Genomic DNA, 14,298 nt, shown 5'->3' with positions numbered 1-14,298 from the left:
CAGACAAGTCTGATGCTCAGGTGAGTTTTTCTAATGTTGTTATGAATATTGTTTATCACCTCCTTATTATAGACGTCACAAGCTTGTCATACATTCTCGGCAAACTGGCTTCTCTGTTTGGAGATCATCATGGCTTACACTCTATTTCGACGCGCCACTACTTCACGTGCTCGCCCTATCAATACGATAAAGCTAGAACAATCAACTCCAGTGCATCAAGTTGACGAGCGCTATCTGTCTTTCTCCATTGATATCTCTCTAATCATTGGTGGTCAGTGGTGGGAAGGTAGCGATCGTTCCAGTCGAGGGCTTGGCACAGTACGCGTGCCGCCATTACCTTTGGATCACCCCAAACTTAGTCAATACGTCAAACATTTATCCCCTGCTTATTTAAGAGTGGGCGGTTCAGAGGCTGACACCATTCATTATTTTTGTTCCCAAGAACTTCCCAATGAGAAAGAGCCTGAGCTCAGTGAAGCAATTTGGAATCGACTAATTCAATTCATTAAAGAGCATGAGCTGAAATTCATGTTCACCTTTAAATATGGTGCATTTGATCGCAAACAACACGGCAACTGGAACGGTGCCGACTGCGCGGCTCTGCTGCAATACACACAACAGCGGGGAGTAAATATTGATGTATGTGAATTGGGCAATGAGTTAAACGCCTACTGGGCTTTCCATGGACTCAGTGCTCAACCGCGAGCCAAGCAGTTGGTACTAGATTACCAGCGCTTCATTAATCAAGTTCGTTTGCTCAGTCCACAAAGTCGCATCGCGGGTCCTGGCAGTGCCTTTTGGCCCTTTTTAGGGGAAACCATTAAGTTCCTGTCCAACATTACACCCGCTTTTCTGGAGGAGCTGAATGGGCAGCTAGATATTGTCGACTGGCATTATTACCCTTTCCAGAGTCAACGATCACCTATTCGCACGCGCAGCGCTCGTGTAGAACGATTACTTGATCCTCGATCACTCAAAGACTTTGAAGTGTATTCCAAGCAATTAGAAAACTATCGTCGCGCATTTCAGCCACAAGCGGAACTTTGGACCGGTGAATCTGGCTCTGCTCAATGCGGAGGACAACCGAAATTATCGGATCGTTTTGCTTCCTGTTTTTGGTGGGCAGATCAACTAGGCAGAGGTGCAAAACTCGGACAAAAAGTCATGATTAGGCAGTCTCTCATCGGGGGTGATTACGGATTATTGCAACGAGAAAGCCTAAAACCTAATCCAGATTTTTGGGTTAGCTGGCTGTGGAAACGCTTAATGGGGCAGCAGGTTTACTCCGTTAGCAGTCAAAACCCAGAGTTAATCGTCTACTGTCACGGCGGACACAAATCCAATCGCATGACTTTACTGATCATTAACATGACCAATAAGCCCCATCGTTTGAAGTTTCAATCTTTTGGTTCACCAAAAAAGCGCTTTGAATTAACCGCCGATAAACTAACCAGCAAGAAGGTCTTGATCAATGGCGTCATTCCCAAGTTTCGTAAAGGCAAAGTTCGCTTAAAAGACTTCCCCAAGTTACCAAAACTTGATGTTATCGCTCCATTTAGCATCAATTTTTGGACGTTTACCGATGATGAGAGCATAACCGATCATCATTTTGGCGAAGATCTGTTTTAACGCTTACGGGTAACGAAACTCTTCTGAAAGACACTTATCACCTTCATCTCGAAGATGATCGAGAAATGCCTGCATCACCGGAGTCGGTTGCTTGCTACTAGGATACACGGCACACCAGCTTCGTTTGATCGGGAAGCCTTTGATCGTCGGCATCACTAACACGCCAGTTTTTAATTCTGATATGACATTGGCAAAGGGCAATAACGCCACACCTAGTCCAGCTATCACGCCATGTTTCACAGACTCGTTAGAACCAAACTCAAGCACTGGTGTGAATTGAATGCGTTGGGACTTACAAAAACCCTCTATCGCCGCTCGAGAACCAGACCCCACCTCTCGCTGCAAAAAGCCAGCATCAAAAAACGCTTGCGCCGAGACATCATTCTGCTCCAGCAGTGAGTGCCCCGCTTTAACAACAGGCACCAGTAAGTTGTCGTAGAAAGGTTGTCGACTGAGCAAACGCGTATCGGGAACAATACCTGTAATGACAATATCGTCTTGGTTTTGCAACAAGCGATCGGTTGCATTGGTTCGGTTCAACACAGTTACCCTAACCTCCACTTCAGGGAATTTCTCTAGAAACCCTTTCAGCAAATACGGCACGATGATTTCAGCCGAGCTGATCACACATAAACGTAGCTCTCCACGAAGCTTCCCTTCTAGTTGATACAAGTTCATTTGCAGCGTCTCTAAATCGCTGAAAATCTCCCGCACCACTTTTTCGAGTTGCGCTCCAGCGGGCGTGACATACAACTGCTTGCCCACATAATCAAACATTGGCTGTCCAAGCGCTGCTTCTAATTGCTTCATTTGCGCACTGACCGCTGGCTGGGTTAATCCCAATTCTTCAGCGGCTTTCGAGTAGCTTAGCTTATGAAAAACCACCTGAAACACCTGCAATTGACGAAATGTGAGCCTATTTAAAAGCTGTCCAAGTGTATAAATCATCACCCAACCTTATGAAATCTAATCATTTTCAATTAACTATAAGCTATTACTTATGGTTTACCAAAAAAATATCAATTATTTATTTTTGTAACTTTAGAATACTGTAATTGCCATGCTTGATTTGAGCACATGGAGAGGAAAATGCTGAAGAAAATATTGATTGCTAACCGTGGAGAAATTGCCGTACGTATCGTTCGTGCATGTGCCGAAATGGGCATTCGCTCGGTAGCAATTTTCACGGAGCCAGACCGCCACGCACTGCATGTTAAGCGTGCCGATGAGGCTTATAGCCTGGGCGAAGACCCATTGGCTGGCTACCTTGATGCTCGACGCATTGTAAACCTTGCAGTGGAAACAGGCTGTGATGCCATTCACCCAGGCTACGGCTTTCTTTCTGAGAATGCTGAGTTTGCTCAAATCTGCCAAGAGCGTGGCATTACATTCATTGGACCAAAGGCCGATGTCATCGCAAAAATGGGCGATAAAACACAAGCTCGAAAAAGTATGATCGCAGCCGGTGTCCCTGTGACACCAGGCTCTGAAGACAATCTTGCGAATATTGATGAAGCCGTACTGCTGGCTCACGATATTGGCTACCCAGTGATGCTAAAAGCCACATCTGGTGGTGGCGGACGCGGTATCCGTCGCTGTGACAGCGAAAAAGAATTACGCGACCAATACCCGCGCGTTATTTCTGAAGCAACCAAAGCGTTTGGTTCCGCCGAAGTATTTTTAGAAAAATGTATCGTCGACCCTAAACACATCGAGGTACAGATTTTAGCAGACAGCCAAGGCGAAGCGATTCACCTATACGAACGCGATTGCTCTATTCAGCGCCGTAACCAAAAGCTAATCGAGATCGCCCCGAGCCCTCAGCTTACACCTGAGCAACGTTCTTACGTTGGTGAGCTTGCAGTGAAAGCCGCTAAAGCAGTGGGCTATGAAAATGCTGGAACAGTTGAGTTCCTTGTCACGGGCAATGACATCTACTTTATGGAGATGAATACCCGCGTACAGGTTGAGCACACCATTACCGAGCAAATTACTGGTGTCGACATTGTTCGTGAACAAATTCGTGTGGCCTCGGGCTTACCGTTGAGCTACCGCCAAGAAGACATTTCATACCGTGGTTTTGCCCTGCAGTTTCGAATCAATGCGGAAGACCCAAAGAACAGTTTCTTACCGAGCTTTGGTCGTATTACACGCTACTACGCACCAGGTGGCCCTGGCGTTCGAACCGATACGGCAATTTACACTGGTTACACCATTCCACCGTACTTTGACTCCATGTGTCTGAAGTTAGTGGTCTGGGCATTGAATTGGGAAGATGCGTTGGACCGTGGCGCTCGCGCACTAGCCGATATGCGCGTGCAAGGCGTCAAAACCACCGCCAACTACTACCAAGAAATTTTGAAAAATGAAGAGTTCAGAAGCGGCCACTTCAACACCAGCTTCGTACCGAATCACCCTGAGCTATTGAATTACTCTGACAAACGCGCGCCAAGCGAGATTGCCCTCGCCATCGCAGCAGCCATCGCTGCACACGCAGCCGTTTAGAAAGAGAACAAGGAGAAAAACCAATGAGCAAAGTACAGGTAACAGACGTCATCTTAAGGGATGCACACCAGTCTTTGATTGCCACGCGTATGCGTACCGAAGATATGCTTCCTATTTGTGACAAGCTGGACGCTGTGGGGTTCTGGTCCCTTGAAGTTTGGGGTGGCGCGACGTTCGACGCCTGCGTCCGCTTTCTAAAAGAAGATCCATGGGAGCGCCTACGTCAACTTCGTCAGGCACTACCAAATACTCGCTTACAAATGCTGCTGCGCGGACAAAATCTACTCGGCTACCGCCATTACGCAGATGATGTCGTCGAAGCGTTTGTTGCTAAAGCTGCAGAAAATGGCATCGACGTATTCCGTGTTTTCGACGCCTTAAATGACCTTCGCAACCTAGAAACGGCTATCAAAGCGGTTAAAAAAGCAGGTAAACACGCACAAGGCACGATCTGTTATACCACCAGCCCAGTACACACTCTGGATCTGTTTGTAGAGCAAGCTCAAGCCCTAAAAGAAATGGGTGCAGACTCCATTGCCATCAAAGACATGGCAGGTCTGCTGACACCTTATGCGACATACGACTTAGTAAAAGCGATCAAAGCCCACATTGATCTGCCACTGTTCGTACACAGCCACTCGACTGCGGGCCTAGCACCACTGTGTCAGCTAAAAGCCATCGAAGCGGGTGCAGAACACATTGATACAGCTATTTCATCGTTTGCATCTGGCACCAGCCACCCAGCAACTGAGTCGCAAGTTGCCGCCCTTAAAGGCACGCAATGGGACACAGGCTTAGACCTAGAATTACTGACCGAAATCGCTGATTACTTCAAAGAGGTGCGTAAGAAGTATCACCAATTTGAAAGCGAGTTCACCAAAGAAGACGTTTCCGTACAGATCAACCAAGTACCGGGCGGCATGATGTCTAATCTTGCCAACCAACTAAAAGAGCAGCAAGCACTGGATCGCATTCGTGATGTATTCGCAGAAATTCCACGCGTCCGTGAAGATTTGGGGTTCCCTCCCCTTGTAACCCCAACTTCACAGATCGTCGGAACCCAAGCCGTGATGAACATCTTGGCTGGAGAGCGCTACAAGACCATCACCAATGAAGTGAAACGCTATCTACAAGGTGGCTACGGACATCCACCAGCGGCGGTGAATCCAGAAGTAAGAACCAAAGCCATCGGTTCTGAACAGCCTATTGAGGGGCGCCCTGCGGACGCACTAGGTGCTGAAATGGAGCGTTTGCGTAAAGACATCGGTGAGTTGGCTAAGTCTGAAGAAGACGTTCTGACCTACGCTATGTTTCAAGACATCGGCAAGCAGTTCCTAGAACAACGTGAAGCCGGGACTTTGGTCCCAGAAGCACTGGAACCTATCGCCGCAGCTGGGACAACAAAGGCTTCAGCAAGTGTCTCGACGGAATTCAAGATCGATGTACATGGTGAAACATACCAAGTTGAAATCACCGGTGTCGGTGGCGACAACTCAGGCAAGCGTCACATTTACCTAACGCTTGATGGCATGCCAGAAGAAGTACTATTCGAGTCACTGAATGAATACGACGGCGGTGCTGCCTCTGGTAACAAACGCGGCAAAGCATCAGGTCCAGGCGACATTACGACAGCGATGCCAGGCAACATTGTGGATGTACTGGTAAACGTAGGCGATGAGGTCACCGCAGGCCAAGCATTACTCATCACAGAAGCGATGAAAATGGAAACCGAAATCCAAGCCCCTATTGCAGGCAAAGTAGCAGGGGTTCATGTCACAAAAGGGGATCGCGTTACACCTGGCGAAACCCTAATCGAAATAGTTCCGCACTAACTTATAGTGTGTTGTTCATTTAGGGGACCTTTGGTCCCCTTTTTTTTGGCCAGTTTATTGCTTACATTCTATTATTAATAAGCAAGCATTGATGGTCCCTCTATCGCGTTAATGCTGAACAAACAGAAGCCTCACATTAGGCAGCGATCGTTCGAATGGAGATGAATTAATGCGCTGGATAACAAACAAAGCAAACCCATTTCTTACTTATGCAGTGGTTTTGTTTTTTGTATTTGACGGACTGGCCCTAGGTATGAACATATGGTTAACACAAAGAATTCAAACGCAAACCATTGAACTCAATTTAGCCGGCCGCCAACGCATGCTTTCCCAAAAGATGGTAAAAGAATTCCTATACGCGCCACCAGGCGCTGCAAATAAAGCTCAGCTCAGCCAGTTCACTCAGACCGTCAACCTATTTGATCGAACACTAAGCGCCTTTCGCATTGGTGGTTCTACTATTGATACCAATAATCAACTTGTCACTCTCGACGCTATTCATGAACGTAGCTACTACAATATCGTAGAAGAAACATGGGGAATATGGCTACCGTTGCGCGAAACAGCCTTGCAATATATTGCGTCACCAACCCCTACCCTATTTGTTGAATTAAATCAGGCCTTCTTGCAGAGCAATCACATCATTTTAAATTTAATGAATGATCTGGCATTGGCAATAGAACAACAAGCACGCTATGAAACTGGCCAGATACGTCTTCTTCAAACCGTTGCCTTAATGCTTGGCATGCTGAATTTCCTCGCGGCCTTTCTTCTATACCGACTGAAGTTAAAAACCTTAGAAAAAGAAAAATCAGTCGTAGATGCTTTGCTCAATGATATGCCTGCAGCGATGGTGTTTACTTCAGAAGAAGGCAGCATTCTTAAAGCAAATCCGCGCTTTATACAATTAATAGGCGTTGACTTTGAATCAATCAAACAACATAAACTCAAAGATCTTGTCGAACCCCACCCTAAGCATGATAAGTACTATCAACTTTCCGCGATTGCACTCAACCGAGCAATAATTAAGACCGAGCAAACAACAGTGCAACAAGACGGAGAAAAGATTATTGTTTGGCGACTAGAAGATGCCAGCTATGAATTGCAAGAAAGAAACTCACTTTCGACGTTAGCTTATAAAGACTCATTAACTGGGCTAGATAACCGACTTGCATTTGAAGATCATTTTAATAGACAGAATAAACTCGCAAACAAAGAACACTTATTTGCTTTAATGTTTATTGACCTAAACAATTTTAAAATAATCAATGATAACTTTGGTCACCATAAGGGCGATGCGGTTTTAAAAGAAGTCGGCTTTCGATTACAAGCACTGGTAACTGATACCTGCCATATTGCTCGATTTGGAGGCGACGAGTTTTTAGTCCTGCAACAGCATTTAGACGACGAGGAAAAAGCTATTGTTTTGGCCCAAACCATTGCCGAAGTATTAAAACAGCCATTTTATATCGAATCAGATACCTTAAACATTTATGCGAGTATCGGCATAGTGACCTTCCGTGGTCATTACGATAGCTTAAATCGTCTAGTATCCACCGCAGATGAAGCTATGTATGAAGCAAAGTCATCAACAGAAAATATCTCAATCAAGTTACTTCATCTTAAGTAAGCACTTTAATAAACTGACCAGCCTATTTGCTTAGTCATCGATTCCAGTGCCGCAACACCTGCGCTGGAATTCCCGACTTTATTAAGTGCAGGCGACCAAACGCAAATTGAGAATCGGTTGGGTACAATTGCAACAATGCCTCCACCTACGCCACTCTTACCAGGCAAGCCAACTTGAAACGCAAAACTACCGGCCTCATCATACATGCCACTAGTAGCCATCAAAGCATTCACTTGGCGCGTTTCTTGTTCGCTGATTATCTGCTCATTACTGATAGAACAATAGCCCTTGTTAGCAAGGAAATTAAAAGCCTTGGCCAAGTCAACGCAACTCATTCTTAGGGCGCAATTTGAAAAATAGCTTTTAAGCACTTCTTCAACCGAGTTTTCAAAATTGCCATAGGACTGCATTAAATAGGCCATTGCCGCATTGCGATGCCTGAACTCGTACTCAGAGTCCGCCACCACTTGATCTGTTTTTAAATCAGGATTCCCTGAAAGCCTTCTGACAAACTCACGCATCGCATAGTGCGGTGAAGCAAACCGTGATTGGTTCATGTCACTAACGACAATGGCACCTGCATTGATGAAAGGGTTCCTAGGAATGCCATGCTCATATTCTAACTGCACCAAAGAATTAAAAGGTAAACCTGAGGGCTCTCGACCTACTCGCTGCCACATGTCCTCGCCATAATGCTTGATTGCTAGGGTCAAGCTAAATACCTTGGAGATACTTTGAATGGAGAAAGGAACATCGGCGTCGCCAATTTGGAATAGCTCTCCTTGGTTACTGTAGATTGCAATACCAAATTGATGTGGATTCACACTGGCGAGAGCTGGAATATAGTCTGCCACTTTACCTTGACCAACGAGTGGCTTCACATCGTCGTAGATAGTGCGCAATAGCGTTTGCATAGGGAACCTTATTTCGGGGGATAGTAATCATTTATTATTGTGGCGCTGATTTTGCCAGAATATAGAAAAAACAAAAGCGCTATAATGAAATGTATGACTACGATCTGAAAGAATGGCGCTTCATCCTGAGTTTCAAAGAATATTCGCAACACTCTGTTTCGTTGCCTTTCATAAGCCTCTAAGATAGATTGATAGCCATTCTCAACTTACAACAAAAAGGAGTGTAATATGCCGAAACCTACCATGCGTCAACTACACGTTGTGCGTAAACAGTTCGTCACTCCACATATGCTTCGCTTAACGCTAGGCGGTAATGACTTATCAGACCTCCCTGCAGACCAAGAAAGCGCTTATGTAAAACTGGTATTTCCTACCACAGATGGCAGCCGACTCATGCGCACCTATACCATTCGCCATCAACGCCAAGATGAACTCGATATCGATTTTGCCGTACACGGTGATTCCGGTGTTGCCTGCCACTGGGCGCTCCACGCACAACAGGGAGACACGATTACAGTAGGAGGCCCAGGGCCAAAAAAGCTAATCTCAGAAGAGGCTGACTGGCTGCTATTTGTTGGTGATATGACCTCGCTGCCAGCTATCAGCGTCAACCTAGCTACGCTTCCAAATACTGCAAAAGGTTACGCTATCATTGAGGTACAAAGCGAAGACGATATCCAACAACTGCCTAAACCCGAAAACATCGACATCAAATGGGTGATTAATACGCACCCTGGAGAAGACAGTGAATTGATGTTACGCCATGTTACTGCTTTGGATTGGCTCGACGGCACCGTTGCTGTATGGGCTGCTTGTGAATTTAGCTCAATGAGAGCCTTACGGGCTTACTTCCGTGAGCGTAACGACGTTGCCAAGCAAAACCTTTATATCTCTAGCTATTGGAAACTGGGATTGAATGAGGACCAGCATAAAGTTGAAAAGCGTCAAGATCTCGACGCCAACGAAGTGGCTTAAACTGCATGATAAATCAGGGCGTTACGCCCTGATTTAACGACCTGCCTCAGGTCTGCTTCTGGGCAATTTTCACGCCCTCAGGGACCTCATACCAATCCTGCTTTTCACTCACCCAAATATGCACAGATGGATGCAAAATGGACGTATCCTCTAAAGTAGATGGCTTAAGTTTGATGTCATTAGGCTTGTTGGGATCAAAGTGATAGATACGATTGCCACAAGTTGGACAAAACTTTGCGACTGACGTGTTACCACTGTCAGCCAATCTATGCCATTCTTGAAGCTCACCGGAGATCTCTAAATCTTTTAAATCCACCATGGCTGTAATACTGAATGCACTGGTTGATAATTTCTGGCACTCCTTACAATGACACGCTGCAATCAACTTAGGTGGTGCCAGTAATTTATACGTCACCCCGCCACATTGGCAGGCTCCGGAAATAGGATAGTTCGCCATTCTCAATTCCTTGCTATTTTCTATGCTGTTATGAATCTCTAGATGAGATGTGTATAGACTGACGCTAGCACAATCATAGCTCAACATATGTGCAATTAAATGCAAATAGCTAGTGTCAAACTATCAAATCTTAGTCTAAAAGTGCAAAACACTGTGCAACCATTAGCCCATCTATTGCGAAGCCTTTAATGACTGAATTACTCTGAAATGAGATTAAACACCGAGGTCAGCACAATGAAAATCGTCATTAAAAAGAAGCATTTAGGATCGTTGTCTTCTTTGCTGGTTTTATCTTTAGCACAAACGCCTGCTAACGCTGAAGAGCAATCGAATCGCATTACCTCGCCTTCATCAATCGCAAACCTAGCAAGAAGTGGGGAAGAGCAGAACAAAGCCATCATTTTAAAAGCGTCTCAAGACTTAACGACTAAGCTGTCCCTAAACTCACCTCGTTTACATTTAATCTCTTACAAAGCGAATATTTCTAAAGCCTTTGATGGCTACTACAAAGAATTAAACGCTTTGGAAGAACATTATCAAGATAAGGTCGATAAGGCTTTAGACGATTATGAGGATTCTTTAAAACTGGTCTCAATGAATACCAGCTCAGATTCACTGACCTCGCAACAAGCTAAATTTAATGCGAAGTGCGTTCTTGCTAAGTTAAAAAAGGAGCACAAAACCGATCAGCAAGCATTAAAGGACAAATATCATATCAGCTAGGCTGACGGGAGAGTAGAAACCAGCAAGCTAGATGCCTGCTGGTTTTTTTTGGGGTTAGACCCGTTCAAATATGGTTGCAATCCCCTGCCCCATGCCGATACACATGGTTGCAAGACCAAATTGAACATCTTTCGCCTGCATTTGATGCAATAACGTGGTGGAAATTCGCGCACCAGAGCAACCCAGTGGGTGACCAAGTGCAATCGCACCACCATTTAAGTTCACTTTATCATCCATCTTATCCAGCAGTTTTAAGTCTTTTAGAACTGGAATCGATTGTGCTGCAAACGCCTCATTGACTTCTACTAAGCCAATATCGTCGATCGACAAACCGGCACGCTTAAATGCCTTTTTCGTGGCAGGCACTGGTCCGTAGCCCATAATCGCCGGATCACACCCAGCAACCGCCATGCTTTTCACTCGAGCAATAGGCGTTAAACCTAGTTCCTGAGCACGTGCTGCCGACATCATCAACATGGCAGACGCACCATCAGACAAGGCTGACGATGAACCCGCTGTCACTGTACCGCCTTTTGGCATAAAGACCGTTGGCAAATTCGCTAGACCTTCGAGCGAAGTGTCTGGGCGGATAACTTCGTCTACTTCAATCAGTGTTTTGTTACCGTCGCTATCATGACCTTCAATCGGCACAATCTCCGCTGTAAATCGACCATTGACGGTCGCGTCATGGGCTCTTTGATGAGAGCGAACTGCAAACTCATCTTGCGCGGCACGAGAAACGCCGTGCATTTTCCCTAACATTTCTGCGGTCACCCCCATCATCATGGAAGCTTTGGCCATATGCTTAGACAGTTCAGGATTCACATCGACACCATGCATCATCGGCACATGCCCCATGTGCTCTACACCACCAACGACAAAGGTATCACCCTGCCCACACATAATAGCCTGAGCAGCCGTATGAATAGCAGACATAGAAGAACCACATAGACGGTTCACGGTTTGAGCAGCAGTGGTAACAGGCATGCCTGATAACAAGGCGACTGCACGCGCCATATTGAAACCTTGCTCAAGGGTTTGGTTTACACAACCCCAGATCAGATCTTCAATACTTGCTGGTAACACTTCAGGATGTCGAGCTAGTAGTGCTTTGACTAGCTCAGCAGATAAATTTTCAGATCGCACATGTCGAAAGGCACCATTTTTTGATTTCCCCATTGGAGAACGCACCGCATCGACGATCACTGCATCATTTGGGTTTAATTTCATATCAAAACTCCTATTGTCCAATTGGGATTAGTATTGATGGTAAGTACGTTGTTCTGCAGCCATAGCACGCATTGCTTGCGTTGGCTCATACAACTTACCAAGGTGTTTAAAACGGTCAGCCATTTCACAAAATGCTGCCAATCCCATTTGATCCATGTAATGCAAAGCGCCACCAAGGTATGGAGGGAAACCAATGCCATACACCAATCCCATATCCGCTTCCGCCGCTGAAGCGACAATGTTTTCTTCTAAGCAACGTGCGGTTTCGATACATAAAGGAATCATCATACGCGCAATGATTTCTTCATCTGCGAATGTTTGATGTTCACCATGTAGCGACTGAATCAACTCTTGTGCCTCAGCCGAGGCTAATTTCTTTGGTTTGCCTTTGCGGTCTGCTTCGTATTGATAAAAACCGCTGCCGGATTTCTGCCCGAAACGTTTTAAAGCATAGAAGCGGTCAATCGCATTCTCACCATCATGTCCCATACGATCTGGGAAACCATCTGCCATCACTTGGTCAGCGTGATACGCTGTATCAATGCCAACGACATCAAGTAAGTAAGCAGGTCCCATCGGCCAGCCAAAACGCTCCATCACCTTATCAACCGCTTGATAATCCGCCCCGTCTTTCAACAGTGCAGAGAAACCTGCGAAATATGGGAACAGCACACGGTTGACTAGGAATCCAGGGCAATCATTCACCACGATCGGCGTTTTACCTAACGCTTGAGCATAAGCAACAGTCTTAGCGATGGTTGCTTCCGAAGTTTTCTCCCCGCGAATCACCTCTACTAGTGGCATACGGTGAACCGGGTTAAAGAAGTGCATGCCACAGAAATTTTCTGGATGCTTCAGAGCTTCAGCCAAGTGTGTGATAGAGATAGTTGAAGTATTAGAAGCCAGGATAGCACCTTCTTTGAGTTGCGCTTCCGTTTCCGCCAATACCGACTGTTTGATTTTTGGGTTCTCCACTACCGCTTCGACCACTAGGTCAACAGCAGACACCTCGCCGTAGCTTAAAACAGGGGTAATCTTACCAAGACCCTGCATGGCTTTTTCACTACTTAGTTTGCCGCGCTCGACCTGCTTACCAAACAGTTTACTCGCTTCATTCATACCAAGATCAAGCGCCTCTTGGCGAATGTCTTTCATGACAATTGGTGTCCCTTTGGAAGCAGACTGGTAAGCGATTCCGCCCCCCATGATCCCCGCGCCCAACACAGCAGCATGGCTAACAGGCTCAACCCCTTTGGTGTATTTAGAAGCCGTCTTTTTAACCAGCTGATCGTTCAAAAATAGACCGACTAAGGAACGCGCAACAGGAGATTTCGCCATTTTCACGAAACCTTTGATCTCAGTTTCGATGGCCTTATCGATCGTTTGGAAAATCCCCTTCTCAACCGACTTAATGGCTTCCATCGGCGCAGGGTAATGACGGCCTGCTTTTGCACCGACCACGGCACGAACAGACTCAAAGATCATCATTTTTTCGATAGGGGAAAATTCCATTGCCGATTGAAGGCGCTCACGGCGAGCTTGGTAATCCAGCTTTCCATCCAGCACTTGCTGCAATAGATGTTCTGCTGACGAAACTACATTCGCAGCAGCGACTACAGCATCCACTGCACCGTCTTTCATTGCATCGGTACTGCGTTTCTGCTGACCACCACAGATCCACTCACAGGCGTTATCCACACCAATGAGACGCGGTAAACGGACTGTGCCACCCCAACCAGGATAAATACCAAGCTGAGTTTCAGGTAAACCGACTTTCGCAGAATCCGCCATCACACGGTAGTCACATGCTAAACAAAGCTCAAAACCACCACCTAAGGCCAAACCATTAACGGCGGCAACGGTTGGAAAAGGTAGGTTAGATAAGGAAGTAAAAATATTGTGAGCATCACGTAGCTTTTGTGCCAGCGCCTCTTCTTCAAGCTGAAACCAACCCATGAATTCTGTTATATCGGCTCCTACTACAAAGGCATCTTTTGCACTGTTAATCAGCAAACCTTTAACCGATGAGTCTTGCTGCAACTGTTCAACTGCTTGAGCAAGCTCTGCTAGCGCCTGTGAGCCAAATTTATTGACAGAACTGTCCTTCAAATCCAATGTCAGGGTCGCAATGCCGACCTCATTGGTCTGCACTCGAAGTGTGTTTCCTTCGAACTTCATAATCGCCTCCACCTCTTATTTTTATGGCCTTAGAGCGTTTTTCGAGTCACGAAAATAATCGTGAATTTATGTTCTTTAAGCTTAGAGTGATAGCGTCTTTCCTCAATAACAAAAAAGACTCTGTTTAATGACATTTTATGGCAATCACTAGCAATTATTTTCTTTCAGATACAAAAACGCCCTAGTAAGAAATACTCACTAGGGCGCAAATTAGGTCGGCGAAAC

11 protein-coding genes are annotated in these 14,298 nt (G+C 45.8%); 6 read left to right on the top strand and 5 right to left on the bottom strand.

Features of this window, described 5'->3' with window-relative positions; translation table 11 throughout:
• Positions 1-129: 129 nt before the first annotated feature.
• Positions 130-1,629: a glycoside hydrolase gene (locus JHD44_RS05200; RefSeq protein ID WP_199461706.1), complete on the top strand. Its 1,500-nt coding sequence runs from the start codon at positions 130-132 to the stop codon at positions 1,627-1,629.
• A gap of 3 nt (positions 1,630-1,632) precedes the next feature.
• Here the strand turns inward: JHD44_RS05200 and JHD44_RS05195 are convergent, their stop codons facing one another.
• Entirely contained in the window at positions 1,633-2,577 is a 945-nt protein-coding gene (locus JHD44_RS05195; protein WP_199461705.1) for a LysR family transcriptional regulator, read from the bottom strand.
• Between the two features lie 141 nt (positions 2,578-2,718).
• On the opposite strand from JHD44_RS05195, the gene JHD44_RS05190 reads away from it, so the two are divergent.
• The 3 genes from JHD44_RS05190 (at position 2,719) to JHD44_RS05180 (ending at position 7,596) form a co-directional block, all read left to right on the top strand.
• Entirely contained in the window at positions 2,719-4,134 is a 1,416-nt protein-coding gene (locus JHD44_RS05190; protein ID WP_199461704.1) for an acetyl-CoA carboxylase biotin carboxylase subunit, read from the top strand.
• Between the two features lie 23 nt (positions 4,135-4,157).
• On the top strand, positions 4,158-5,966 hold the full coding sequence (oadA, locus tag JHD44_RS05185; RefSeq protein WP_199461703.1) for a sodium-extruding oxaloacetate decarboxylase subunit alpha: 1,809 nt from the start codon (positions 4,158-4,160) through the stop codon (positions 5,964-5,966).
• A gap of 169 nt (positions 5,967-6,135) precedes the next feature.
• Entirely contained in the window at positions 6,136-7,596 is a 1,461-nt protein-coding gene (locus JHD44_RS05180) for a diguanylate cyclase domain-containing protein (RefSeq protein ID WP_199461702.1), read from the top strand.
• A 5-nt stretch (positions 7,597-7,601) separates the two neighbouring features.
• On the opposite strand, the gene glsB is transcribed toward JHD44_RS05180, so the two are convergent.
• On the bottom strand, positions 7,602-8,510 hold the full coding sequence (glsB, locus tag JHD44_RS05175) for a glutaminase B (RefSeq protein ID WP_199461701.1): 909 nt from the start codon (positions 8,508-8,510) through the stop codon (positions 7,602-7,604).
• 228 nt (positions 8,511-8,738) lie between these two features.
• Between glsB and JHD44_RS05170 the strand changes: the two genes are divergently transcribed.
• Positions 8,739-9,485 carry a siderophore-interacting protein gene (locus JHD44_RS05170; protein ID WP_199461700.1) on the top strand — a complete coding sequence of 249 codons (747 nt, stop codon included), beginning with the start codon at positions 8,739-8,741 and terminating at the stop codon, positions 9,483-9,485.
• Between the two features lie 46 nt (positions 9,486-9,531).
• On the opposite strand, the gene JHD44_RS05165 is transcribed toward JHD44_RS05170, so the two are convergent.
• A complete protein-coding gene (locus tag JHD44_RS05165) occupies positions 9,532-9,942 on the bottom strand; it encodes a GFA family protein (RefSeq protein ID WP_199461699.1) in 411 nt (136 codons plus the stop codon).
• A gap of 234 nt (positions 9,943-10,176) precedes the next feature.
• Here JHD44_RS05165 and JHD44_RS05160 point away from each other — a divergent pair, with 234 nt between their 5' ends.
• Entirely contained in the window at positions 10,177-10,665 is a 489-nt protein-coding gene (locus JHD44_RS05160; RefSeq protein ID WP_199461698.1) for a hypothetical protein, read from the top strand.
• 54 nt (positions 10,666-10,719) lie between these two features.
• On the opposite strand, the gene fadA is transcribed toward JHD44_RS05160, so the two are convergent.
• Both fadA and fadB read right to left on the bottom strand, forming a co-directional pair.
• Positions 10,720-11,895: an acetyl-CoA C-acyltransferase FadA gene (fadA, locus tag JHD44_RS05155; RefSeq protein ID WP_199461697.1), complete on the bottom strand. Its 1,176-nt coding sequence runs from the start codon at positions 11,893-11,895 to the stop codon at positions 10,720-10,722.
• Positions 11,896-11,922: 27 nt separating this feature from the next.
• Positions 11,923-14,073, bottom strand: a complete 2,151-nt coding sequence (fadB, locus tag JHD44_RS05150; RefSeq protein WP_199461696.1) for a fatty acid oxidation complex subunit alpha FadB — start codon at positions 14,071-14,073, stop codon at positions 11,923-11,925.
• Between the last annotated feature and the right edge of the window lie 225 nt (positions 14,074-14,298).

It is taken from the genome of Marinomonas ostreistagni (genome assembly GCF_016461785.1).
Taxonomy (GTDB): domain Bacteria; phylum Pseudomonadota; class Gammaproteobacteria; order Pseudomonadales; family Marinomonadaceae; genus Marinomonas; species Marinomonas ostreistagni_A.
The sequence above is the reverse complement of the archived record's forward strand: the minus strand, read 5'-3'. Positions and strand labels throughout refer to the sequence as shown.